22 protein-coding genes and 1 tRNA gene are annotated in these 24305 nt (G+C 71.5%); 16 read left to right on the top strand and 7 right to left on the bottom strand.

The genetic code is table 11. The features are described from left to right. Positions 1-125: 125 nt before the first annotated feature. Complete coding sequence (locus AC0ZLC_RS04040; protein ID WP_476750467.1) at positions 126-2123, bottom strand: DUF1996 domain-containing protein; 1998 nt, start codon at positions 2121-2123, stop codon at positions 126-128. A gap of 272 nt (positions 2124-2395) precedes the next feature. Here AC0ZLC_RS04040 and AC0ZLC_RS04035 point away from each other — a divergent pair, with 272 nt between their 5' ends. Next, positions 2396-2866: a GNAT family N-acetyltransferase gene (locus AC0ZLC_RS04035; RefSeq protein ID WP_476750466.1), complete on the top strand. Its 471-nt coding sequence runs from the start codon at positions 2396-2398 to the stop codon at positions 2864-2866. A 139-nt stretch (positions 2867-3005) separates the two neighbouring features. On the opposite strand, the gene AC0ZLC_RS04030 is transcribed toward AC0ZLC_RS04035, so the two are convergent. Next, a complete protein-coding gene (locus AC0ZLC_RS04030) occupies positions 3006-5555 on the bottom strand; it encodes a discoidin domain-containing protein (protein WP_476750465.1) in 2550 nt (849 codons plus the stop codon). A gap of 639 nt (positions 5556-6194) precedes the next feature. Between AC0ZLC_RS04030 and AC0ZLC_RS04025 the strand changes: the two genes are divergently transcribed. From AC0ZLC_RS04025 to AC0ZLC_RS04015, 3 genes are all read left to right on the top strand, one after another. Further along, a complete protein-coding gene (locus AC0ZLC_RS04025; RefSeq protein ID WP_476750464.1) occupies positions 6195-6728 on the top strand; it encodes an HAD domain-containing protein in 534 nt (177 codons plus the stop codon). A 700-nt stretch (positions 6729-7428) separates the two neighbouring features. Continuing rightward, positions 7429-7983, top strand: a complete 555-nt coding sequence (locus tag AC0ZLC_RS04020; protein WP_476750463.1) for a hypothetical protein — start codon at positions 7429-7431, stop codon at positions 7981-7983. A 433-nt stretch (positions 7984-8416) separates the two neighbouring features. Continuing rightward, positions 8417-8842: a DUF3592 domain-containing protein gene (locus tag AC0ZLC_RS04015; protein WP_476750462.1), complete on the top strand. Its 426-nt coding sequence runs from the start codon at positions 8417-8419 to the stop codon at positions 8840-8842. 58 nt (positions 8843-8900) lie between these two features. Here the strand turns inward: AC0ZLC_RS04015 and AC0ZLC_RS04010 are convergent, their stop codons facing one another. Next, complete coding sequence (locus AC0ZLC_RS04010) at positions 8901-9242, bottom strand: alpha-amylase (protein ID WP_476750461.1); 342 nt, start codon at positions 9240-9242, stop codon at positions 8901-8903. A 554-nt stretch (positions 9243-9796) separates the two neighbouring features. Between AC0ZLC_RS04010 and AC0ZLC_RS04005 the strand changes: the two genes are divergently transcribed. Then, positions 9797-10687 carry an NAD(P)-dependent oxidoreductase gene (locus tag AC0ZLC_RS04005; RefSeq protein WP_476750460.1) on the top strand — a complete coding sequence of 297 codons (891 nt, stop codon included), beginning with the start codon at positions 9797-9799 and terminating at the stop codon, positions 10685-10687. A 105-nt stretch (positions 10688-10792) separates the two neighbouring features. Here AC0ZLC_RS04005 and AC0ZLC_RS04000 read toward each other — a convergent pair. Beyond that, a tRNA-Met gene (locus AC0ZLC_RS04000) sits at positions 10793-10866 on the bottom strand. Positions 10867-11276: 410 nt separating this feature from the next. On the opposite strand from AC0ZLC_RS04000, the gene AC0ZLC_RS03995 reads away from it, so the two are divergent. The 6 genes from AC0ZLC_RS03995 to AC0ZLC_RS03970 all read left to right on the top strand — a co-directional run bounded on the left by AC0ZLC_RS03995 (position 11277) and on the right by AC0ZLC_RS03970 (position 16590). Continuing rightward, a complete protein-coding gene (locus tag AC0ZLC_RS03995; RefSeq protein ID WP_476750459.1) occupies positions 11277-11705 on the top strand; it encodes a DUF7144 family membrane protein in 429 nt (142 codons plus the stop codon). A gap of 285 nt (positions 11706-11990) precedes the next feature. After that, positions 11991-13391: an FAD-dependent oxidoreductase gene (locus AC0ZLC_RS03990; protein ID WP_476750458.1), complete on the top strand. Its 1401-nt coding sequence runs from the start codon at positions 11991-11993 to the stop codon at positions 13389-13391. A 137-nt stretch (positions 13392-13528) separates the two neighbouring features. After that, entirely contained in the window at positions 13529-13840 is a 312-nt protein-coding gene (locus tag AC0ZLC_RS03985; protein WP_476750457.1) for an NIPSNAP family protein, read from the top strand. A gap of 161 nt (positions 13841-14001) precedes the next feature. Next, positions 14002-14862 (top strand): SDR family oxidoreductase, encoded by an 861-nt coding sequence (locus tag AC0ZLC_RS03980; RefSeq protein ID WP_476750456.1) that lies wholly within the window; start codon positions 14002-14004, stop codon positions 14860-14862. Between the two features lie 58 nt (positions 14863-14920). Then, positions 14921-15436 carry an NUDIX hydrolase gene (locus tag AC0ZLC_RS03975; RefSeq protein WP_476750455.1) on the top strand — a complete coding sequence of 172 codons (516 nt, stop codon included), beginning with the start codon at positions 14921-14923 and terminating at the stop codon, positions 15434-15436. Positions 15437-15624: 188 nt separating this feature from the next. Next, entirely contained in the window at positions 15625-16590 is a 966-nt protein-coding gene (locus AC0ZLC_RS03970) for an alpha/beta hydrolase (RefSeq protein WP_476750454.1), read from the top strand. Between the two features lie 115 nt (positions 16591-16705). Here AC0ZLC_RS03970 and AC0ZLC_RS03965 read toward each other — a convergent pair whose 3' ends face one another. Then, positions 16706-17692, bottom strand: a complete 987-nt coding sequence (locus tag AC0ZLC_RS03965; protein WP_476750453.1) for an NAD-dependent epimerase/dehydratase family protein — start codon at positions 17690-17692, stop codon at positions 16706-16708. Between the two features lie 148 nt (positions 17693-17840). On the opposite strand from AC0ZLC_RS03965, the gene AC0ZLC_RS03960 reads away from it, so the two are divergent. From AC0ZLC_RS03960 to AC0ZLC_RS03945, 4 genes are all read left to right on the top strand, one after another. After that, positions 17841-18284: an SRPBCC domain-containing protein gene (locus AC0ZLC_RS03960; protein ID WP_476750452.1), complete on the top strand. Its 444-nt coding sequence runs from the start codon at positions 17841-17843 to the stop codon at positions 18282-18284. Further along, positions 18281-18664 carry an ArsR/SmtB family transcription factor gene (locus AC0ZLC_RS03955; protein WP_476750451.1) on the top strand — a complete coding sequence of 128 codons (384 nt, stop codon included), beginning with the start codon at positions 18281-18283 and terminating at the stop codon, positions 18662-18664. Before AC0ZLC_RS03960 ends, AC0ZLC_RS03955 begins: the two co-directional genes overlap by 4 nt. Before the next feature lie 299 nt (positions 18665-18963). Further along, positions 18964-19185, top strand: a complete 222-nt coding sequence (locus AC0ZLC_RS03950; protein ID WP_476750450.1) for a DUF6199 family natural product biosynthesis protein — start codon at positions 18964-18966, stop codon at positions 19183-19185. A gap of 64 nt (positions 19186-19249) precedes the next feature. Continuing rightward, the gene (locus AC0ZLC_RS03945; protein ID WP_476750449.1) at positions 19250-19567 is read left to right on the top strand and encodes a hypothetical protein; all 318 of its coding nucleotides are present in this window, start codon (positions 19250-19252) and stop codon (positions 19565-19567) included. 21 nt (positions 19568-19588) lie between these two features. Here the strand turns inward: AC0ZLC_RS03945 and AC0ZLC_RS03940 are convergent, their stop codons facing one another. Continuing rightward, a complete protein-coding gene (locus AC0ZLC_RS03940; RefSeq protein ID WP_476750448.1) occupies positions 19589-21112 on the bottom strand; it encodes an MFS transporter in 1524 nt (507 codons plus the stop codon). A 434-nt stretch (positions 21113-21546) separates the two neighbouring features. Here AC0ZLC_RS03940 and AC0ZLC_RS03935 point away from each other — a divergent pair, with 434 nt between their 5' ends. Further along, the gene (locus AC0ZLC_RS03935) at positions 21547-22722 is read left to right on the top strand and encodes a N(5)-(carboxyethyl)ornithine synthase (RefSeq protein WP_476750447.1); all 1176 of its coding nucleotides are present in this window, start codon (positions 21547-21549) and stop codon (positions 22720-22722) included. A 37-nt stretch (positions 22723-22759) separates the two neighbouring features. Here AC0ZLC_RS03935 and AC0ZLC_RS03930 read toward each other — a convergent pair whose 3' ends face one another. Then, positions 22760-24202, bottom strand: a complete 1443-nt coding sequence (locus AC0ZLC_RS03930) for a sulfatase family protein (protein ID WP_476750446.1) — start codon at positions 24200-24202, stop codon at positions 22760-22762. Between the last annotated feature and the right edge of the window lie 103 nt (positions 24203-24305).

The raw sequence follows: 24305 nt of genomic DNA, 5'->3' as shown, positions 1-24305 counted from the left end.
CCGGCCGTTCCCGCCCGTCCGTGTCCGCGCAGCCGAAGGCGACCGGGCCGCCCGACGCGGTCCCGGTCGCCTTCGGGCCTGTGTCACCCGGTGGGCGTCACTCCACCCGACGGGCGTCGCTTCGCCTACCGGTGGCTGATACGGCGCAGCAGTACGAAGCCGAGGATCAGCAGAACCGCTCCGGCCGCCGCCGGCCACAGCTGGGCTCCGGTGTCGGCGAGCCCGCCCGTGGTCGCCTGCGGCTCGGTCAGTGAACCGGTCGCCTGATCACCGTCCGCGGGCAGGGTCGGCTCGGGGCCGGGAACGGCACTCTCCTCGGCGCCCGGGTCGTCCGCCGTCGTGACCGGGTCGCGGTGGACGGCCGAGGGCGAGGTGTCGGCCTTGGGCGTCGCGTCGGCCTTGGGCGAGGTGTCGGCCTTGGGCGTCGCGTCCTCGCGGTCGCCGCCCGGTCCGCCGGCCGGCTTCGTGGTCTCCGCGCCGGACGGCTCGGGCGCGGGTTCGCTCCCGGTGTCCGCCGGGTCGTCGTCCTGCTCGTCACCGCCGGAGGGGGCCCCGGAGGAGGGCACCGGTGCCGGCCCGTCCGTCGGTTTCGACGTCGGCGGCTTCGGCGCCTGTGTCGGCTCCGGCGTGTTCCCCGGGTCCTCGCCGGCACCGGAGTCCGCTCCCGCGCCGCACTTCCGTCCGTCGTTGATGCAGTCCACCATCTCCTGCATCAGCTTCTCGTCGAAGACGTTGATGAAGTCGCCGTGGTCGGTCACGGGCTTGTGCAGCTGCTCGGGGAAGGAGTCCACCCCGAACAGGGGGGTCGTACGCCCGCCGTCCTCGAGGCTGGGCGCGTCGACGTCGTAGACGATCCGCTGCACCAGCTGCGGGATCGCCCGGAAGCCGTTGCCGCAGTTGCCCTCGGCGTCGGCGAACGCCACGTGCGTGCGGTGGTTGGCGCTGTCGATGTTCCGGCCGTCCCAGCAGCTCTGGAACTTGAAGGTGCGGACCACGTCGCTGCCCGCGGGGCACAGCGGGTACTTGTCCTTCAACTGCCGGTCCTCGAAGCCGGTGCAGCTCCACGACGCGTTCGCGTTGGCGGTTCCGTTGACGAACGCCTTGGCATCCCCGGTGATGATGCGCAGGAGCTTCGGCATGGCCGTGACCTCGCCGCGCGGACTGCCCACGAACGTCATGGTGACCTGCTTGGGCGTGACGATCTCGCCGGCGTTGCCTTCGACACCGCCGCCGGGCGCGTTCGCGTCCTGCTCCTTGGCGCCGTTCTGCACGCGCAGCACCGGCCAGAAGTACGAGGACTTGTCGCCCTCGTCCGCACAGGTGGTGTCACCGTTGGCGAGGTCGTCGTCGCTCGCGAAGGCGGTGTTGGCCTGGTTTCCCACGTAGTCGTGGAAGTGGTGGGCGCCGTTGGAGACGCCGGGGGCCACGATCACGTTGTCGGAGTTGAACAGGCCGCCCGCGTTGACGCCGCAGCTGGTGCCGAAGGTGCCGCGCGAGGCGTCGCCCTGCGGGCTCGGGTTCCGCACGTTCGGCTGGACGGTCCCGATGTCCTGGAAGTCGGCGGCCACGGGGCCGTTGCCCGCCTGCCCGCCGTTGCCGCCCTGCTGTCCGCCCTCGCCGTCACCCTGGTTCTGACCGTCCTGGCCGCCGTTGTCGTCCTGTCCGCCGGAACTCTGTTCGCCGGCCTGTCCGTCGTCCTGGCCGTCCTGGTTCCCGGAGGCGCGGAGCGTGCAGGGCGCGAAGGCTTCGAGGCCCGCCGGGCGGTCGCCCACTCGGTCGATCGCGACCGCGATCCGCTCGATCGTCGCGGCCCGCTTCTCCTTCAACGGATTCATGATGGCGCTGTCCGCGAAGGCACCGTCCTGCTGCCCGTCCCGCGTCGCGTCCTGCAACTGCCGGTAGGCCTCGGTGATCTGCTTGTCCAGCAGGGCGAGTTCCCTGTCGACCTCGGCCCTCGCCTGTTCGGGCGTCGCCGTCAACTGACTGCCGACGTCCGGGCAGTCGATCGTGGCGGCTCCCGCTGCCAGCACCTGATCGGTCCGGCTTCGACCCGGCTGCGCCGAGTCTCCCTCGCTGGCCGTGGCGTACACGTTCACCGCTACCAGTCCGCCTCCGCCCATCATCAGGGCGACCGCCGCAAAGGTGGCGCGTCGTGCACCCGTTGGGCGTCTTCGCGTATTGCGTCCCAAGGAAGTACTCCTACCGCTTCGTTGCCGGGCCGGCATGGCCACCTTCTGTACGGAGGCGAACCCGCGTCCGTTCAACCGCCCCTCGGATTCACCGGAATCTCTTGGGGAGCCGGCGCGGAATACCGGCCGGCGACACCGCCTGCGTGATCGCCGACGCACACCAAACACTCTGGACGTAACACCCCAAGGGGCCATACGCTCATTACATGACACTTGTGCGCCAGGCGGTTCACGATGACGTCGCCGAACTGGTTCGTCTGCGGGCGATGCTGTTCGACACTCTCGGCGGCGAGTTCTTCAACCCGCCCTCGGGGGAAGGGGACTGGCGGGACGCCCTGGCCACCGTCCTCCGGGACCAGGTGTCGTCGGACGCCGTGCGCATCCTCGTCGTGTCCGGCGGCAGCGGTCTCGCCGCCTGCGGCATCGGGACGATCGAGCAACGGCTGCCCGGGCCGCATCTGCGCAACGGGCGGATCGGGCATGTGATCGGTGTGGTCACCGATCCCGCGTACCGGCGGCGCGGTCACAGCCGGGCGATCATGCGGGGGCTGCTGGACTGGTTCCGGGAACGGGAGGTCTCCCGGGCGGACCTGTACGCCTCTCCCGACGGGGAACCGCTATACCGCGCACTCGGCTTCACCGACCACCCGGACCCGTCGCTGTACTGGCGCCCGTGACGGCCGTCCGCGCCCCTGCGGTGAACCTCCGGCGCGGAACCGCCGGCCCCCGCCCGGGCACGGATGTGGCCCGCCGCGAGAGCGGCGGGCCACAGGTCGCTGACCGCAGGGACGGCGGTTCAGCCGGTCGGCGAAGGTGTCACGGGAACAGTGTGATCTTCGAAGGGACGGTGTCCGATCCCGAGGTCGGTGCTCCCGTGTTGTTGACGACGTGGGCGTACTGCCCCTTGCCGCCGAGGGAGATGACGAGGATGTCGTGCAACTTGATGCCCGTCTTCACCGGGACCTGGAAGCCGTGCTGCTGGACGATGGTCGGATCGGACGTGAAGTTGCAGTAGCTGCCCATTCCCCACGCCTCATGGGTGTTGACGCTGTCCGCGACCTTGTAGGCGGCGTACCCGACGATGCCGTCATGCGTGACGGCGGCGGCGTTGGGCACGTCGTAGGCCTTCTCGTTCTGGAAGAAGATGGTCCGGCCGCGTTCGCCGTTCCAGAGCACGTCGTACTTGTTGAAGTGCTCGACGAACAGGCCGGTGGTGAGGACGTCGTCGCCGTTGACGACGAGACCGTAGTCGGCGCGGTTGGTCTCCCAGCCGACGCCTTCGCCGTGGTCGGCACGCCAGATCCAGGTGTGGTCGACGATGACGTCGTCGCTGTTGACGACCACCGAGTTGGTGGCGAGGCCGGGGCCGGCTCCGCCGATGCGGATGAACACGTCCTGCATGGTGGTCGGGTTGGCGGCGTGGTCGGCCGAGGCGCCGGCCCCGCCGATCTGGAGGAGGGTGTCGGACTTGGTGCGTCCGGCGTCGATGAGGAAGCCGGCCAGCCGCACACCGTCGACGTCGGCGACGTGCATGGCGTCGACGCCGTTGTCGGGGACGATGGTCGCCAGTCCGAGGCCGAGGACCACGGTGTTGGCGCGGGTGACGTCGATGGTCCGGTCGAGGTGGTAGACCCCGGGGGTGAACAGCAGGTTGAGCCCCTGGGCGAGCGCCGCGTTGATGGTGGCGGCGGTCGCGCCGGGCTTGACGACGTAGAACTGGCTCAGCGGCAGGGACGTACCGCCTGCGTTGGCCGGCCACGACACCCCGCGGGCGTTGGTGCGCTTGCCGGGCACGAACACCTTGTAGTCGTTCCCGTCGAGATACAGGAACGGCTTCTCGCGGGAGACGGGGGTGGAGTCCAGCGTGGTGTACGGGCCGCTGTCGAAGTCGGTCGCCGGCGCACCCTGCACACCGGAGAACGTCATGTTCCACACGCCGTTGGTCCAGCCGCCCACGGAGCTGTCCCGGGTGTACCACTGCTGCTGCGAGTACGGGCCGACCGTGCCGTCGATCTTCGAGTCGGCGATGTAGCCGCCGGACGCCCAGCCGTAGCCGTTCGGGGCGAGGTTGAGGCCGCCCTCGACGTGGATGCGGCGGAACGGCGCGGCCTGCGCGACGGCCCAGCGGTCGGTGCCGTTGACCGGCTTGAGCGACAGGTTCTCGGCCGAACGCCAGAAGTTCTGGGTGGCGTTGCCGTTGAACCAGCCCGCGTCGACGGTCACGTCACCGTTGATCTTCGTGTCGTCCGGGTTGAGGCCGAGTCCGGAGATCGAGGTGTAGAAGCCCAGTTGGGCGTTGATGCCGTTGTACGTGCCGGGCTTGAGGAGGAACTGGTAGCGCTCCGAGCCGAACTGGTTCGCCTCCTGCTTGCTGAAGACCTGGTCGAACTTGTCCTGCAGGTTGGGCGTGCTCGGGTCCACGACGATGACGTTCGGCCCGAGGTCACCGCCGCCTTCGACGGGCGGGGTGCCGCCGCCTGATCCGGTGTGCACGGCGACCTCCCACAGGGAGTAGCCGTACGCGGTGCCGCGTGCCGTCCCGAGGACGCGGACGTAGCGGCCCGAGCCGCTCACGGCGTAGGAGGCGGTTCCGCCGGTGCCGTTGGTGACGTCCTTCAGGGTCGTCCAGTTCTGACCGTCGGCCGACGCCTGGATCTTGAATGACTTGCCGTAGGCCGCCTCCCAGTTCAGGTCGACCTGGCAGATGTCCTGGGACGAGCCGAGGTCCACCTGGACCCACTGCGGGTCGGAGGCCTGGCTCGACCAGCGGGTTGCGGTGTCGCCGTCGAAGGCGTTCGCGGCGGGCGTGCCGCCGTTCTCCGTGGAGGACGCGGTGGCCGTTCTGCCCTTGGCGGCGTTGGCCGTGCCGCAGCCGGCGGGCGGTGTGCCGCCCGCGTCGCCGAAGACCTGGAACTCCCAGAGGGAGTAGCCGTACCGGGTGGCGCGGGAGACGCCGTACAGCCGTACGTAGCGGCCCTGTCCGGAGACCTCGAGCGTGTCGGTGCCGCCGTCGCCGCCGGTGACGGTCTTGAGGTCGGTCCAGGAGCTTCCGTTCCCGGAGACCTGGATCTTGTAGTCCTTGCCGTAGGCGGTCTCCCAGTTGAGGACGACCTTGGTGAGGCCGGCCGTCGCGCCGAGGTCCACCTGGAGCCACTGGGTGTCGGTGCCGGCCGACGACCAGCGGGTGCCGGTGTTGCCGTCGACGGCGTACGAGGCGGCGGTCCCGGCGTTCTCGTCGGAGGAGGAGGTGGCGGTCTTGCCCTGCGAGAGCGGCACCTCGGCCGCGCTCGCGGGTGTCGTCTGGGCGGGGATGGTCACCAGCGCCGCCGCTGTGGCGAGCGCGATCCCCCAGGATCTGAATCTCATTGGTCCACTCCGTGCGGGTGAAGGAGAGCGGGTCGGCGTTCACCGTGATCGAGGCATGACAAACTCCCCGAACGGGTGCGCGCCGCAGGGCGTTCCCCGACCGGGACCGGAAGGCCCGGGCAGCATGAACGGTCTTACGCAGCTACTTAGTTCAGGGTTTGATTTAAGTAATGAGGCAACCGGACGGCAACCCCTCCGACATGACTTATTTGCATCGACTCCGGCGACAGGGCCGTGACGAGGGACGACTCGCGGTACGTGACCTGCGAGGACCGCCCGGGTGAGGCGAGTACGCCGGCTTCACAGGTTGAACGTCTCCGGGCCCACAACGCCGGGGCCGCCCGTGCGTCGGGCCGTGAGCCGTGTCCGGGCGGCCGTCTCCGGGGAAGCTCGTGGCCGATGTACGCGGTACGAGCGCCCGCGGCCGTGTGACGAGCAGGCCCCCCGCCGGAGCGAGGGGACTCGTCGTCCGGGTGAGCGCAGACGGCGAGCAGCCTGGGCACCTGTGCCCCCGCTGGGTCGCGCGACGGCATGGCTCGGCTGCGAGAAGCAGTCACGGCCCGGCATTCCGCGGCCCGGAACAGGCCTGGACCCGGATCGGGCCGTCGAGGTGGGGAGGTGAGCGGGTAATTTGCGTAGGTGCCTGGTTCCGCGGAGTGGCCCGTGCTGTTTCTCGACGTCGACGGGCCCCTCATCCCGTTCGGTGCGTCGTCGTCCCGTCCGCCCGCCGACGGGCGGCAGGGCTTCCCGACGGGTTCTTGTGCCTCGACGTCCGACGCGAATCCGCTTCTCGAGCGGCTCGACCCGGCGCATGGACCCAAACTGCGGAGTCTGCCCTGCGAGCTGGTCTGGGCCACGACGTGGATGGAGGAGGCGAACGAGTGTGTCGCGCCGCGGCTCGGGCTGCCCGAGCTGCCCGTCCTCGACCGGCCCGGGCCGTCCGAGGACGATGAACGCGACGCGCGGATGGGACTGCACTGGAAGACCCGTCCGATCCTCGACCGGGCGGCCGGGCGCCGCTTCGCATGGGTCGACGACGAGATCACGGACAGGGACCGTCTCTGGGTAGCCGCCTGTCACGGCGGACGCGCGCTGCTCCACCGGGTCGATCCCGGGCGCGGTCTCACCGATGCGGACTACCGCCGCCTCCACGGCTGGCTGAGCGCCTGCTGAGCCTGGAGCGGGGCGACTTCCCGGCTTCCGCCTACGGGCGCCAGTACAGCGACGGGTCCGGGGCAGCCGACCTCGACCTGGAACGGCAGGAAGTCGGCGAGCTGCGCCAGGTCCTCGGCGTAGGCCGGCTCCCCAGGGTGTCCTTGACCCGGACCCCGTGAGTCAGGACCTCCCACGGCCGACGCCGGATCGCCCTCGGCGGGAACGTGTTGGCAAAGGTGAACGTGGTGTCGATGACCTCGTAGTCCTCCGGAAGCCGGCGGCCCGCCCGCACACCTCCGAGTGCTCCTCGCCGCGGATCATGTGGACGCGCAGGTCGCCCAGCTCGAACCCGCCCGGCCCGACCTGGCTGGACCGAGACGTTCGACGCCGCCCGCGTGACCGCCGCCCAGCTTCGGGACGCGATCCGGGAACCCCAGACCAGCGCGCCCCACCTCAGCCACTGACCCTGTTCTAGCCGCCACAAGATGATCCTGAAGAACCGGACCGGAGAAAAGCGGTGGGCCCGGTCCGAAGACGTGCCGATACTGGCGACGACGGAAGTCAGGTTCCTATGCTGGGGGTTGAGAAGAAGGACGCCGGCCCGGCCAAGGCCCTCCCGGAGCCCGATGCGAGCACCGGCCGTCGCACGGCGTGCGCGCTTCACGGAACGTGGGGTTCCCGCCCAGCCGACCATGCCGCCCTGATAGAGGATCAGCCTTTGACCCCGTACTCCCTGGCGTTCTACGTGGACGTCGTCACTACCGGCACCTTGCTCGGCGTGGGCCCCGCGGACTCTCCAGACCGCGTCACCAGGGCCCTGGGGTCGAACTTCGGTGAGAACACCTTCGGCGATCGCAGCATGTGCCGTGACTACGGCCTCGCCGAGTTCTTCTGGGACCGCGCTTTCGCCGACCACCCCTGGTCGGGCCACCACTTCACCCTGCAGGTGCACAGGCTCGCGGCCCGGGACCGCACCCTCGTCAACGACATGCTCCGCGCCCGGTACGGCCGGTTCACTCCCCGGCTTCGGTTCGAAAAGCTGCAACGCCTACTGGAACGGCGCGGTGTCCCCCTTCTGGAGATCCCGGAATTCCCGGCGAACGCCCCGTACTTCCGTACTTTCTGGCAGCCCGATTCCCATGTGGCCGTCTCCGTCATAGGCACCTACGGCGAGTACAGCACGCCGGACAATCTGCGGGTCGGCGATGTGTACAGCATCCAGGCCCCGATGGCTGCCGAGGAAGTGGAGTGGCGGAGGGCGCGGGCGGGGTAGCACCGGGGCCGGCCGGGAGCTGTCAACTTCGCGCAACTTCCAGAGGTCGCGCTGGACGCGTACCAAGCCAGCACCCTTACATGCGCCGTTCCGGCAAGGCGCTTACGTGTGCTCCGCCGCACTGCGGGCGTGTACCCTCCCGCGGTGCGCTGAGGTCGGCCGGCCCCGGGCGCTCGAGTACGCAGGGTTGGAGGAACGATGCGCGGCATGACGGTGGTCGCCCGGAACCGGCTGAGGAAAGCCAGCGGAGGCGGGGGCACGGTCTGGCGCGCCAGAGATCTCCACGGCTTCCACAAAATTCCGCCGACGGACCGCGTGACGTCCAGCAGTCGCTTGCCGCAACGCCCCCTGAGCTGCGGCACTCCCGTGCGGCAGCAGAGGCGGGCACACCTGCCCCAGCAACCGATGACGTCGCTCACGCGTCGGACACCGCATGGAACACGAATGGCTCTTCTCGCTCATACCGTTGCTGATCGGCGTGAGTTTCCTCTGTGCTGGCGTGTATGGACTCCGCCGCGCCAGCGCGCTTCGCCGCACCGGAATCACTGCGGTAGGGCGAGTCGTGCGTCACGACACCAGGCGTGACGACGACGGAGCCAAGTACCACCACCCCGTCGTCGCCTGGACGGCCCGGGACGGGCGCGAGTGCACGTACCCCTCCATGTTCGGCCGCGGCACAGTCCTCCACGGCTTCGGCATCGGCAACTCCGTCACGGTCCTTTACGACGAGGACAATCCCCGCCGTTTTGAGATCCGAGGCTGGGATTCCAAGTCCTTCCACCTGGTATTCACCGTGGTGGGGGCGATGCTCACAGCAGGCACGTTGTTGGTTCTCCTCGTCGTACTGATCACACGCTGAGCACCGTGGGATTCCACGGCTGCCTACCGGCCCGGCAGGGCCATGTGCCGGCTCGGAGTCACGGCGACGCCGTCTCCGGCGGGCAGGGGCGCAGACCGGTGACGTAGTTGAGCTGGGGGCCGTAGCCGGGGTAGGTCGCCAGGTCGCCGGGCTGGAGTGTCCGGCACGGGACGGACTGGCCGTCGGTGTACTCCACGGTGAGCCTCACCTCGGCGCCACAGCGGTTGTCGACCGTGGTGTACCGCCAGCTCGCGTAGTACTGGACGCAGTCGGGCACGGAGGGGTCTCCGTCCCGGGCCCCGGCCGCACGGGCGGACTGAGTCGGCGTCAGCGTCGTGAGGAGCGCCGCCACGGCGGTCACGCAGCCGACGGCGAGCGGGAGGCGACGTGTGAGGAACATGTCTGAACTCTCCAGAGGGCGAGGTTTGCAATGGCTCGGAACACCGTGCGGAGCAGGGAGGTTGCGGTCGGTCACTCTGGCAGTCACTGCAAGTCTTGCGCAAAATCATGGATGTTCTTTCAGTCGTTGGTCCTCCCGTCAACCATTTCAAGGCGAGTACGGGATACCGCCAGCTCACGGACCCACCGCGTGCCGTGAGCTGCCGTGTCGTCAGGTGGGCTCGTCCACCCACCGCATCCGCGTCGTTTCCCCCGTCGACGACACGGGGCCGGTGAGGGATGCGGCCATCCGCGTGTGGCAGCGTGGAACGGCGTCTGTCGGAATACCCGGCGCGGTCCGGCGCCAGGCGGACCGGCACCCGCCCGAAGCAGAGGAGGACCCCCGTCGAAGCCGCCGCCGGAACGACGAGGAACTGGCCGACATCGACCGCTCGTCCCGGCAGTACCCGCAGTAGCCAGGCATCCGGCTGACCCGTCGGCCCGCGCGGCGCGCCGCGCGCCGTGACGGAGCACGGAAGCGACCACCGTACGACTCACCGCAGGGAAGTTGATCTCATGACCGACAAGCTCACCGTAGGCGTCCTGGGAACCGGCATCATGGGCGCGGCCATGGCCCGCAACCTCGCCCGGGCCGGGCACAGCGTCCGGGTCTGGAACCGCACCCGCGACAAGGCCGAGCCCCTGGCCGGCGACGGTGCGCTCGTCGCGGGCACCCCCGCCGACGCCGTACGGGACGCCCACGTCGTCCTGACGATGCTGTACGACGGTGCGGCCGTTCTCGACGTGATGCGGCAGGCGGCCCCCGGCCTCGGGCCGGGCACGGCCTGGGTGCAGTCGACGACCGCGGGAATCGACGCGATCGGCGATCTGGCCGCGCTGGCCCGCGAGCACCGGCTGGTCTTCTACGACGCCCCGGTGCTCGGCACCCGACAGCCCGCGGAGGCCGGGCAGCTGCTGGTCCTGGCCGCGGGCCCGAGCAAGGACCGGCAGGCCGTCACCCCGGTCTTCGACGCCGTCGGCAGCCGTACGGTGTGGACGGGCGAGGACGGCGCGGCAGGCAGCGCCACCCGCCTCAAGCTCGTGGCCAACAGCTGGGTCATCGCAGCCACGAACGCGACCGGTGAGGTACTCGCGCTGGCGAAGGCGCTCGGCGTGGACCCGCAGGGCTTCTTCGACGCGATCGCCGGCGGTCCGCTCGACATGGGCTACCTGCACGCCAAGGCGGACCTCATCCTGACCGGCCGGCTGACACCGCCCGCCTTCGCCGTGTCCACCGCTGCCAAGGACGCCCGGCTCATCGTCGAGGCGGGCCGGCGCAACGGCATCCGCCTGGACGTCGCCACCGCCGGGGCCGAACGCCTCGCCCGCGCCGCCGCGCAGGGGCACGGCGACGAGGACATGGCCGCCGCGTACTTCGCCAGCTTCGAGGACGACGCCGGCGCCTGAGCACAGCCGGCTCGGGCCCGCCGGGACCGGTCCGCCGCGTACCCGAAGGCGTCCCGGCATGCGCGAGGGCCCGGCAGCGTCGGCTGCCGGGCCCTCGTCTTCGCGTAGCGGGGACAGGATTTGAACCTGCGACCTCTGGGTTATGAGCCCAGCGAGCTACCGAGCTGCTCCACCCCGCGTCGTTGACTCCACCCTACGCCACGGATCGCCTGCCGATGACCAGTGCGGGGCCGGACGCTCTCTGTTCGGCATCCGGGGGCCCCGCGCCTGGCCGATCAAGCGGGGAAAGCCACCGGCTCATGCCTCGGTGGTCCGATCCGCGCCGACCGCCGTGGACGACGGCCCGGCCTTCGCCGTTACCTTCCCGCGACCCGGGGGTGGCCGGCCGGATGCGCACGTCGTGCGGCCGGGGCATGCGGAACGCCGGTCGCGGCGTGTTACGGGTCGAGGGGCGCTTCTTCGGGGACCCCGGTGGCGCCGTCCGCCTCCGAGATGCGGGACCCGACCCCCAGGCACAGATTGGTAGTAGCCCGATCGGCGGAGCAGAACTCGCCCGTCGGGTCGGCCGTACCCAGTGAAGGAGCGCACTATGACGAGTCATGTGAGCCAAGCCCGCCCGCATACGGGGCGACGGTCGGAGGCACGTGCCTTCGTCGGCGGGTGGACCGTCTTCGCCGCCGTCCTGATGATTTTCGGCGGGCTGATGGCGGTCTTCGCGGGCATCGCCGCCATCGCCAATGACGACGTCTTCGTCAATACCCGGAACTACGTCTACGAGTTCGATCTGACCGGCTGGGGCTGGGTCCACCTGCTGCTGGGGGCCGTCGTCTTCCTGGCGGGGTGCGCGCTCTTCCAGGGCGCCACGTGGGCCAGGGCCGTGGGCGTCGTACTGGCGGGGCTGAGCATGCTCGCGAACTTCCTCTGGCTCCCGTACGCCCCGCTCTGGGCGCTGGCCCTGATCACCGTCAACGGTTTCGTCATCTGGGCGCTGTGCGCACCCCGTAACCGGGAGGACTGACAGGGCCGACCCCACGACAACACCCGCTTCGACGGCGGCTGAGGGCCCGGGGTACCGAGCAACTGCTCGGTACCCCGGGCCCTTTGGCATGGTGAGCTGCCCGCCCGGCACCACTGCCCCCGAACCGGAGAACGGATACCCTCTCGCCGGGGCGAACACACGCCCCCAACACCCCCGGAGCAGCAGACTCTTGGAGATGAGCCGGGCGCTGAAGCAGTCCCCCGTCGTCACCGCGGCACGTCGTCGAAGCGGTGACGGCATCTCATGACCGGAACGAGGAGCCCCATGCGCAGAGCTGTCGTCATCGGAGCAGGACTGGGCGGTGTGCTGGCGGCGGCGGCGCTGTCCCCGGCCGTCGACGAGGTGGTCGTACTGGACCGTGACGAGCTGCCCGACGGCCCCGAGCAGCGAAAGGGGGTCCCCCAGGGGCGTCACGCGCACCTTCTGATGCCCGGTGGCCTGGCGGCCATGGAGGACCTGGTGCCGGGGGCCGACCTGCGCAAGCATCTGCTGGCCGCGGGCGCCCACGAGATCTCCCTCAGCTCGGGCATGGTGGTGCTGACCCCGGAGGGCTTCTTCCGCCGCTGGCGCCACGACCGCCATCACATGGTCACGTGCAGCCGGGCCCTGCTGGACTGGGTCGTGCGCAGGGCGGTCGTCGACAGCGCGCCCCATGTCGAGATGCGCCGGGCGCAGGTCGTCGGGCTCACCGGCAGTGCCGCGCGAGTGGACGGCGTCCGCACGGCCACCGCGTCCGGCGAGGCGGAACTGCGCGCCGACCTCGTGGTCGACGCGAGCGGATGCGGCTCACGCATCATGGGGTGGCTGGCCGGCCTCGGGATCACCGGGATCGAGGAGAGGAGCGTCGACTCCGGCCTCGTCAACGCGACCCGGATCTACCGCACGCCTGCGGGGGCCGAGCGGTTCCCCCTGACCATGGTGCAGGCGAATCCGTACGTGTCACGACCGGGCCGCAGCGCCGTGATCGTGCCGATCGAGGGCAACCGCTGGATGGTCAGCCTCGCCGGAACCCGGGGCGGCGAACCTCCGGCAGACCCCGAAGGGTTCCTGAAGTACACGCTGGACCTCCCGCACCCCATCGTGGGCCGGCTCATCTCCGGCGCCGAACCGCTCACCGAGGTGTCCATCAGCCGCAGTACCAGCAACTCCCGCCGCTACCTGGAGAAGGCGCGGCGTTGGCCGGAGGGGCTCGTCGTCCTCGGGGACGCGCTGGCCACCTTCAACCCGGCGTACGGGCAGGGCATGTCCGTGGCCGCGCTCGGGGCCGGGGCCCTGAGCCGCGAACTACGGCGCGCAGGCCCGGCCGCTCCCGGCTTCGCCCGCGCCGTCCAGCGCGCCGCGGGCCGGCACGTGGAGACCGCGTGGAGCCTGGCAGTGGGCCAGGACGTCCTCTTTCCGCAGGTGCGCGGCGGCACGGCCACGCTCGTGGACCGCCTCGCCGCCCGCTACTCGCGGCGCCTCACGCGGGCGGCGACCGGCTCGTACAGCGTGGCGTCCGCGTTGTGGGACGTGACCGGCCTGGAGGCGGGACCCGCCCGTCTCCTGCGTCCCGGTGTCGTCCTGGCTGCCCTAGCCGGCCCCCCCCTGTCCGCACCGGCCGGGCCGCCGCTGACCGCGCGGGAGCGGGAGATCCTGCACGCCCTCGACCGCACGTCCGGTGGATGACGGACCGGGCGGGGCGGCCGCCCGGAACGAGGCGACCGCGCTCCGCCGGTGACGGGCAGGCGCCGGCCGTTGCGGCAACGAACCCTCGGCGCGGGCCGGGCATCGCGCCCGCGTCGCCCTGGCCCATAATCCCGGGCATGATCACCATTCACCTGAAGTACGAGATCGACGCCGACAGAATCGAGGACTTCGAGGAGTACGGCCGCCGCTGGGTCGGACTCGTCGACCGCTTCGGCGGGACCCACCACGGCTACTTCCTGCCCAGCGAGGGCGACAGCGACGTCGCCTACGCCCTGTTCTCCTTCCCGAGCCTCGCGGCGTACGAGCAGTACCGCACGGACAGCGTGTCCGACCCGGAGTGCCAGGAAGCGTTCGAGCTGGCTCGCACGACCCGCTGCATCAAGCGGTACGAACGACGTTTCCTCCGGCCGCTCGACGCCCCGCGGTAGGAGGGGGGCACGGGTCCGTACCGGCGCGTCGTCCGTGCCGCTTCGCACACGCGGCCGGTGTCCGGCAGCATGGGCCGCTGAGCAGGCCGGAACCTGCGGGCAGGCGCCTCGCTTCCGGCCCGCGCCCCACCGCACGTCGCTCTGGACAGGAGACACTCCGGATGGCCGCAACCGATGTCACCTACGCCGTCACCGGCGCCTCCGGGCGCCTGGGAGGACGCGTGGCCCGCCGGCTGGCGGATGCAGGGATTCCGCTGACGTTGCCGGCCCGCACCCCCGAGCGGGCTCCCGTCCTGCCCGGTGCCACCGTCGTCCCCGGTGCCTACGGCGACCGGGACGCCGTCGTGCGCGCCCTGCGCGGTGTAGACCGGGTCCTGATGGTCTCCGCCTCCGAGGCGCCCGACCGGCTGGCACAGCACCACGCCTTCGTCGACGCCGCCGCCGAAGCCGGCGTCGGGCACCTGGTGTACATCTCGTTCTACGGGGCGGCACCGGACGCCGCCTTCACCCTGGCGCGCGACCACTGGCACACCGAGCAGCACATCCGCTCGAGCGGCCTCGCGCACACCTTCCTGCGGGACAACCTCTACGCCGACTTCATGCCCGCGCTGGTCGGCGACGACGGCTTCATCCGCGGTCCCGGCGGCACCGGGCGCGCCGCCGTCGTGGCCCAGGACGACATCGCCGAGGCCGCCACCGCCGTCCTCACGCACGCCGACGAACACGCCGGTGCCGTGTACGACCTCACCGGCCCGCAGGCCCTGACGCTCGCCGAGATCGCCGCCGTACTGACCGAGGCGACAGGCCGTACGGTCGGCTACGAACCCGAGACGATCGAAGAGGCGTACCGCTCACGCGCCGGCCACGGCGCCCCCGACTGGCAGCTCGATGCCTGGGTCTCGACGTACACGGCCATCGCCGCGGGAGAACTCGACGGTGTCACCGACCACGTCCCGCGTCTCACCGGGCGTCCGGCCACCTCCCTCGCCGGGCTCCTGCGCCGGGACGGTGCCGCCTACTGAGCGCGGGTTTCGCCCCTCTCCCGGCGTCGGAAGACCTGCGCCCGGGAACGATGTCGAGGTGCCCCACTCCGAGGACCCGTCCCTCGCGGTCGACGGTCGCGGCAATGTCTTGGTCTCCTTCACACGCGGGGGCGAGGGCGCGCCACCGTCGGACGCGCCGCTGCCGGCGGCGTTGGTCGCCGTCTGGCACGCCGACCGTGTCCTCGTGGTCTTCGATCGGTTCCGCCAGAGCTGGGAACTGCCGGGTGGCCGCATAGAGGAAGGCGAATCCCCGCGTCAGGCGGCCGCGCGCGAACTGCTGGAGGAGAGTGGTCAGGTACCCGACGGGCCGTTGCGGTTCGTCGGCCACGCGGGCTTCGTACTCGCGCCCGACCGGCGAGCCGAGTACGCGGCGCTGTTCGCGGGCCGCACCAACGGTATGCGGGACTTCCAGGCCACCGAGGAGATCGCGGCCATCCGCTGGTGGAACCTCCGGGAAGTCCTCCCGGGACGTGTACAGCCCCTGGACGCCCGCCTCGCCCGGCTCACGCGCCCATCGGGTTCCGGCCACTCCCACGATCCACGGCGAGGTTGAAACCCGAGCCGGCGGCACGTCGAAGGCACCTCTGCGCCCTGTCCGGCAGCCGGCACGCCACCGGACATGACCCCTCCGGGACGGGGCAGCACAGAAGGTGACCCGGGCGCCGGTCGTCACCCTCGCCGGTCCGGCCGCCACGCGCGTCGCTCCGCCGCATCAACGGCACGACCTGGAAAGTGTGAGCCGTGACCCTGACACCACCGCCCTTCGACAAGGAACTCGCCGTCGCGCTCACGGAGTTCGTTCCGCTGCCCTTCACCCTCGACATGGTGCCCGACAGCCGGGAGACCGGAGCCGCGTTCCGGCCCACCGACCAGACGCTGACCCGTGACGGCGCTTTCTCCGTGGAGGACCGGCGGGTGCCCGGTCCTCCCGGCGCCCCTGACGTCTCCCTGCTCATCTGCCGTCCCACCGGTGCCGAAGTCCCGCTCCCCGTCGTGTACTTCGTGCACGGCGGAGGCATGGTCACGGGCGACAACCGCGTCGGTGTCGACGCTCCGCTGAGCTGGGCCGAGGAGCTGGGCCTGGTGGTCGTGTCGGTCGAGTACCGCCTGGCTCCCGAGAACCCGCACCCCGCCCCGGTCGACGACTGCTACGCGGGTCTGGAGTGGACCTCACGCAACGCGCGGCTCATCGGCGGGGACGCCGACCGGGTCGTCGTGGCCGGCCAGAGCTCCGGAGGCGGACTGGCCGCCGCCCTGGCCCTGCGCGCCCGCGACGAAAAGGGTCCCCGGCTGGCGGGCCAGCTCCTGATGTGCCCGATGCTCGACGACCGCAACGACTCCTACTCCGCCCGGCAGATGGCCGGGCACGGCATGTGGGACCGGACCTCCAACGACACCGGCTGGACCGCTCTGCTGGGTGACAGCCGGGGCTCCGACGACGTCTCCGCCTACGCCGCTCCCGCCCGCGCCACCGACCTGTCCGGTCTGCCGCCCGCCTTCATCGACGTGGGCTCCGCTGAGACCTTCCGCGACGAGGACATCGCGTATGCCGACGCGATCTGGCGGGCGGGCGGCGAGGCGGAACTGCATGTGTGGCCCGGGGGCTTCCACGGCTTCGACGCGCTGGCGCCGGAGGCCGCGCTCTCCCGGGCGGCGCGCGCGGCCCGTACGGCCTGGCTGCGGCGCCTGCTCGGGTCCTCGCCCTGACCCCCGGTCGGGTCCGGGAGGGCGCCGCGGTGCCGGGCGGCGGGGCTCGCGGAGCCGTCAGCCGAGCACGCCGCCGTTCCGGACGTCGCCGCGGGCGGCCGGGCTCGCGGAGCCGTCAGCCGAGCGCGTCGAGCAACTCGCGCTCACGCGAGGCGCTGAGGCCCGCGCGTCGTTCCCGGTCCAGTCCCTGCTCGCGTTCCCACCGCAGTGTGTCGGCCAGCATCCCCGTCCGGGGCCGGTGACGCAGTCCCGCCGCCCGCGCGGCGGCCCCGCTGCGGGCCGACCACCCCTCCCAGCCCGGTTCGGCCAGCCACATCGGAAGCGACTCGGCACCCATGTACTGGGCCACACCGTTCGCGAGCAGCCAGGCCGGGTCGGCGCTGACCACCGGACCGGTGTGGCCGCCGGCCTCCCGGGACAGCGCGATCCACTCCCCCAGCGGAACGACCGGCCCGACCGCGTCATAGGTGCCGGTGGTCCCGCGCTGCGCGGCGTCCAGCAGCCAGGCGGCGAGATCGCGTACGTCGATCGCCTGGGTCGGCAGCGCGGGAACGCCGGGGACCAGCATCGGCCCGCGCGGATCACGTGCGGCCCGGGCCACCCAGTAGCCGGAGCGTCCGCTGTGGTCCCCCGGGCCCCCGATGAGACCGGCGCGGGCGACGAGGAGGCGGTCTTGGACGGCGGCGGTCGACGCGTGCTCGCAGGCGGCCTTCGCCTCCCCGTACAGCGAGCGGTCGGCCTCGCTCCGGTCGGTCGGGGCGAGGAGTTCCGTGGACTCGTCCGCGTCCGGCTTGGCGTGCGTGGCGTAGGCGCTGACGGAGGAGACGTAGGTCCAGTGCCGGGCGCTGCGGCCGAGTGCGTCGAGCGCCCCGCGGACGAAGCCGGGTTGCCAGGACACCTCCATGACCGCGTCCCAGGCGCGGTCGGCCAGCGGCTCGTACGCCGACGGGTCGCTCCGGTCGGCGGCCACCAGGGTCGCGCCGTCCGCGACCGTGCCGCTCTCGCCGCGGGCGAGGCACGTCACCCGGTGGCCGCGCTCGACGGCCTGCCGTGCCAGCTCGCGTCCCAGCCATGCCGTTCCGCCGAGAATCAGGATCTTCATCGCGCCACCCAACCACCGCGGAAGGAGAGCACCCAAGGGACTTGGCCGACAGCAGATCGCCCACGACATGCAACCGTGTGGTTGCGCGACAGTCCAGGACGTGCAACTCTGGAGTTGCATTCAATCGTGGCGCTGAAGGAGTCGGCTCATGAGTGAGGACCGGATCGAACGCGAGACGCTGATCGAGGCTCCCCTGGAGCGGGTGTGGTCCCTGGTGGCCCAGCCCGGATTCTGGGTCGCCGACAAGGCGAGCCTGCCCGGCACCGTCGCAAGGGAGGGCGAGACGATGGTGGCCAGGAATCCCGAGCACGGCGACTTCCCGGTGCGGGTGGAGAAGGTCGAGCCGCCGACGTACCTGGCCTACCGCTGGACCAGCGCCTTCCCGGGAGAGGAACTGCGCGAGGACAACAGCACCCTCGTGGAGTTCACGCTGGCCCGGGAGGGCGAGCGGACCCGGCTGCGGGTCGTCGAGAGCGGGTTCACGGCGCTGGCCGGATCCGAGGACCTGCGGATTCGCAATCACAAGGACCACAGCGAAGGCTGGCCCCTGGAGCTCGACGCGCTCAAGACGCGCGCGCAGCGGTCCGTGTGACCGAGGAACTTGACGGCGGCGCCGCGGCGGTCGACCACGTCCTCGCCGCGCTGGCCGACGCGACCCGGCGGCAGTTGCTGGACCTGCTCGCCGCCCAGGGTGAGGCCACGGCCACGACGCTCGCCGAACGGCTGCCCGTGTCGCGGCAGGCGGTGGTCAAGCACCTCGCCGTGCTCGACGCCGCCGGGCTGGTCTCCGGCGGGCGCGTCGGACGCGAGGTCCGGTACGCCGTGCGGCCCGCGGCCCTGGACGCGACGGCACGGTGGATGGCCGCGCTCGCCAACGACTGGGACCGACGGCTGGCGAACATCAAGCGCGTCGCCGAGGCGGCGGAGCGGGAGAAGGGAGACGACGACCGCTCACCGGGCCGGTCTGCCTGAGGAACGCGACCAGCGGCGGCGAGGCCGCGTCCCGGGGGCTTACGCCCGGGTGCTCCTCCGGGTGCGACCGCCGCAGATCGCACCCGGAGGAGCGGCGGCGACGGTCCGCGGACGACTCCCGCGACCGTTCTGATTTCCGGGCCGTTCCGGCGTGACGGCTACCGCTCACGGGGCGGCCGGGTTCCCGAGGACCGGGCGCGCAGGTGCCCCGGGTGGCCCCGGCGATCTGGGGTAGACGGACGTCCACGCAACCGACCGCACCTCGGGCGTCCGCCGCCCGACGTACTCAGGGAGGCTCGTTGGTCGCCGTCCCGCTGTGCCTCTTCCCGCTCGTGGGCCCGGTGCAGGTGGTCCGGGCGCAACCGCTGAGGAAGGCCGACCGGCCCCCGCAGCGACCGTTCGCCGAGGACCACGGCGTCACCGGGCCGACGCGCAAGGGCCATCTGATGACGCGGATCTCCGGAGCGGTGTTTCTCGCGTTCGCCGCCCGGATGCTCGTCCAGAATCTCCAGGGACAGTGACGGCAGCCCCCAGCGAGCCCGACGCCCCTGCCGCGGCAAGGGGCGTTCACGTAAGGAGCTTTTTGTGACCACTTTCATCATCACCGTCCCCGGCACCTTCGTCCACGGCGTCACGGACGACGCACGTTCCGAAGTGGTGCGCAGGCTGCGCCCGCAGGACCCGAAGAACACGGAGCTGGGCGAGAGCGAGGAGCTGAACCTCCTCACGGTCGAGGACGGCGGCATGTTCTCGATCCGGCTCGAAGTGGATGCGGCGGACCAGTCGAGCGCGGAGGCAGAGGCGGTACGGCTCGTCGCCGGGGCGCTGAGGGCCAGCGGGATCGCGGAGACGGACGCCCCCCTGGGACCGGCCTCGGTCACCGGCATCGACCGCGAGTTCTAGGGATCCGGCGGCGTGTCCGGGTCAGCACCGATTCGCGCGGGTGTGGCGGTGGCCCGTCCCGGCCGGGTCCGGCGAGTCGGTGCCCCCGGGGCCGGTACGGCGGTCGCGGCGCCAGTCGAGCACGGCGGCCGCCAGGGCACCGAGCAGGGCGAGGACCCCCGTGCCGACGGCCACCGCCACGGCCGTGCGGTAGTCGTGGGCGCTCGATCCGAGCACCAGGTAGAAGAGCCCCGGAAGCGCCGCGGTACCGACCGCACCGCCCAGACGCTGGCCCGTCTGCAGGGCACCGCCCGCCGCCCCCGCCATACGGACCGGAACGTCCCGCAGGGTCATGGTGATGTTCGGCGAGATGACGCAGCCGCTGCCGATCCCGCCGATGAGGAGGGCGGGCGCCGCGCACCAGGCGGCCGTCCCCGCCGGTGCGAACCTCAGGACCAGGGCCGTCGCACCCAGACCGAGTACGACGGCGGTGAGCCCGAGGACGGTCAGCAGCCTGCCCAGCCGTTCGACGAGCCGTCCCGCGACGACCGCCGCCGCCGCCGAGCCGACGGCGAAGGGGGTCACCGCGAGACCGGACCTGAGCGGTGAGTAGCCGAGTCCGTTCTGGAAGAACAGCGCGAAGACGAGCCACACGCCGCTGAACCCGACGAAGTACAGCGCGGCGATGCCCGCGCCGGCCGCGTAACCGCGGGCCTCGGTGAAGAGCCTCGGATCCAGCAGTGGTTCTCCGTCCTGTGCCGCGACGCGCCTCTCCCAGCGCGCGAACCCGGCCAGGAGCGCCAGTCCGGCGGGGAACAGCCACCAGAGGCGTCGTATCCCGCCCGCCTCGGCGAGGACCAGCGGCAGCATGATCGCCAGTACCCCGGCACCGAGCAGGGCGACGCCCGGCAGGTCCAGGTGTCCCCTGCGGCCAGGGGCCACGCGCGGCAGGAGCCGGCTGCCGAGCAGGAGCGCGAGCGCGCCCACGGGGACGTTGACGTAGAAGATCCACCGCCATCCGCCGGGACCGTCGGCCAGGGCCAGGATCAGGCCGCCGGTCACCGGGCCCACGGCGCTGGAGATCCCGACCGTGGCGCCGAACAGGCCGAATGCGCGGCCCCGCTCCGCCCCCTTGAACATCTGCTGGATGAGGGCCGAGTTCTGCGGGGCCAGGCAGCCCGCGGCGATGCCCTGGGCGAGCCTGGCCGCCACGAGCAGCGTGATGGAGGGGGCGGCGCCCGCCGCGGCACTGCACACCACGAAGGCCGCCAGCGCCCACAGGAAGACACGGCGCCGGCCCACCGCGTCACCGATCCGTCCGGCCGTCACCAGCGCCAGGGCGAACGCCAGCGCATAACCCGAAACGACCCATTGCACGGACGCGGCCGAGGCGCCGAGCTGCCGCTGCATCGAAGGCAGCGCGACCGCGACGATCGTGACGTCGAGCAGGGTCATGAACCCGGCCACCAGGGTGGCCCACAGGGCCCGCCACCGGCTCGGGTCCGGCCCGTCGGCCGGTCGCGTCCGGCCCCTGACCTGGTCACCCGCCCGCGCACCGCCTTTCACACCTGCCCCTTCCCGCAAGACACGCCCGTACGGAACGGGAGCCGGGCGCCGTATCCACTTATGCGTCACCCGCACACACCGGCCCAAACAAACCCAAAGGGAAAGCGCCGCCCCGTCTGGACGTGGCGGTGACCGGCGGCGGCGTTCGGGGCCTGGAAGCCGAGGGGTCCTGACAGGGGTACGGTTGCGGTACCGAGCGCACCTCGCACGCCGTCATCCGTTTCGGCGTCGCCCTCGGGGAAGGCAATGGCCGGGCACCTGTGCACCGGCCGGAAACGAGCCGCCCCATGCTTCCCCGCTCGTACTCGCGCTCCGTCTTCCACGTCCCCTTCCGCGGCCCTCGATAGCCGGCATCGCCTCAGCCGTCGACCGCTCCCCGTGCACGGGGACGCACCGCCCCGCACCAGCTACAAAGTGAAAAGACGAGGACGCACATGAGCCTGATGAGTCTGGGAGTACTCGCCTCCTCCCGCAAGGAGAACGAGTTCCGGCTGCCCCTGCACCCCCGCCACCTCGACCGCGTCGACCCCGACGTGCGCGAGAAGGTCTTCCTCGAACAGGGCTACGGCCTGCGCTTCGGTGTCGACGACGACGCGCTGCGACCACTCGTGGCAGGTCTGCGCACCCGCGAGCAGCTCCTCGCCGAGTGCGACATCGTGCTGCTGCCCAAACCGGTGCACGAGGACGTCGCCGCGCTGCGCGATGGCCAGGTGCTGTGGGGATGGCCGCACTGCGTGCAGGACGAGAAGATGACGCAGATCAGCATCGACCGGCGGCTGACCGTCATCGCCTGGGAAGCCATGAACCACTGGACCCCCACGGGTCAGTTCAGTGTCCATGTGTTCCACAAGAACAACGAACTCGCCGGCTACTCCTCCGTGCTGCACGCCCTGCAGCTCGGCGGCCTGACCGGCAGCTACGGCCGGCGTCTGCGAGCGGTGGTCATCAGTTTCGGCGCCACGGCGCGCGGGGCGGTCACGGGCCTGGGCGCCATGGGTGTCTCGGACGTCACGGTGCTGACCCAGCGCGCCGCGGCTGCGGTGGCCTCGCCGATGCCTTCGGTCGTGATGGGGCACTTCGAGGAGCGGGAGGACGATCCGTCCCGCCTCCAGGCGCTCACCCAGGACGGCCCCGTGCCGCTCGCGGAGTACCTGGCCCGGTTCGACATCATCGTCAACTGCATAAGGCAGGACACCGACGCGCCCCTGACGTTCGTCACCGAGCAGGAACTCGGCGGCTTCCGCCAGGGGACGTTCTTCGTCGACGTCTCCTGCGACGAGGGCATGGGCTTCGAGTGGGCGCGCCCCACCACTTTCGCCGATCCGATGCCGACCGTGGGGCCGGGCTGCCACTACTACGGGGTGGATCACAGCCCCTCCCACCTGTGGAACTCGGCGACGTGGGAGATCAGCGAGGCGCTCATTCCCTACCTGCGTGAGGTCATGAGCGGCCCCGCGGCCTGGGACGCGGACACGACGGTCCGAAGGGCCATCGAGATCCGCGACGGCGTCGTCCAGAACCCGAAGATCCTCTCCTTCCAGCACCGGGCGGCCGCCTACCCGCACGCCACCGAGGCTCCGGCGCCGCCCTCCCCCGCACAGCAGGCCTGACAGCCCGGCGCCCTGACGAGCCGTCGGCAGCGGTTCGTCAGGAGGCGGGATACGGCAGCAGTTCCGCGTCGACCTTCTCCCACACGGCTCTCAACTCGGCCAGCACGGTGGGCTCTTCGGCGGCCCGGTCGGCCTGCTCCCGCACGTCCCGGGACAGGTCGAACAGTTGGTCGGCGCCACCCTTGCCCCGGTAGTACTTCCACTTGCCGCGGCGCACCGCCCGCTCCCCCCGCACCCGCCAGAACAGCTCCCGCTGCGGCGGGGTCTCGCCCCGCAGCAGGTATCCGGCGAGACTGACGCCGTCCAGCGGATGACCGGGGTCGAGGCGGGCGCCGGCCAGTTCAAGCAGGGTCGCGGTCCAGTCGGGCGAGAAGACCGGCACCTCGCTGACCTGACCGCCCTCAAGGCGTGCGGGCCAGCGCACGACGGTCGGCACCCGGATCCCGCCCTCCTGGAGGGATGCCTTCTCGCCGGACAGGGGCCACTGGTAGGAGAAGCGCTCGCCGCCGTTGTCGGAACCGAAGAAGACGAGTGTGTCCTCCTCCTGTCCCGACTCCCGCAGCGCCGCCAGGACCTGGCCCACCGAACGGTCGAGGTCCTGAACCATCTCGGTGTACTTCTCGACCGAACCACCGTCGGTGTGCAGCAGCGCCTGCACCCCCTTGCCCGACTTGATGCGGCGCACGATCTCGGCGCTCTCCTCCCTGTCGCCGTCGGCGATCCAGGGCCAGTGCGGAGTGGTGAAGTTGAGGTTGAGCAGCCACGGCCGGTCGTGGTCCCGGCGCACGTACTCACTCGCCCGCTCGGTCAGGATCCGCGTGTAGTACCGCAGGTCCTTGTACTCGGCGTCCCCCTCGTACAAGTCGTACTCGCCGCCCGGCCCGAGCTTGGAGTAGTACTCCAGCGCGCCGCCGAAGTTGCCGAAGAACTCGTCCCAGCCCGACTTGGTGGGCGAGTAGTCCGGCAGGTAGCCGCAGTGCCACTTGCCGATCAGGGCGGTCGCGTATCCGGCGCCCCTGAGCAGGGAGGCGAGGGTGGGGTGGGTCGGTTCGAGCCCGTCCGACCTGTTGGCGATCGGCTCGGCCAGGCCGCCCTTCGTACGCCCCGGATAGCGGCCGGTGTACAGGCTGAAGCGGGTCGGCGAGCAGGTCGCGGAGCCCGCGTAGGCGTCCGTGAAGCGCACGCCCTGCCGGGCGAGACGGTCCAGGTGCGGGGTCTTGATGTGGGGCGCGCCGTAGCAGGACAGGTCGGCCCATCCCAGGTCGTCGCCGAGGATGAACAGGATGTTGGGCCGCCGTGCGTGCCGGCCTGCCGAGGCCCGGAAGGGCCGCTCTTGGGGCTGCGCGGCGTCCGCGCCGGCGGGCGTCGCGTGCGCCGTGGCGGCCGGCAGCCCGACGGCGGCGGTGGCGGCCCCGGCGCCTATCGCGCCGCCGAAGACGCGCCGTGACAGGGCGGATCGGTCGTTCGTGGACGGGGACATGGTGAGGCAACTCCTCGGCGCGCGCAGCGGCGGCCGTCCCGCGCGGGGTCGGCAAAGCGGACGGGGGTGGCCCGAGGCGGGCAGGGGGTGACAGGCCGGACGG

Source organism: Streptomyces sp. GLSS-08, from assembly GCF_056387915.1.
This window is presented reverse-complemented; position numbering and strand designations above follow the sequence as displayed.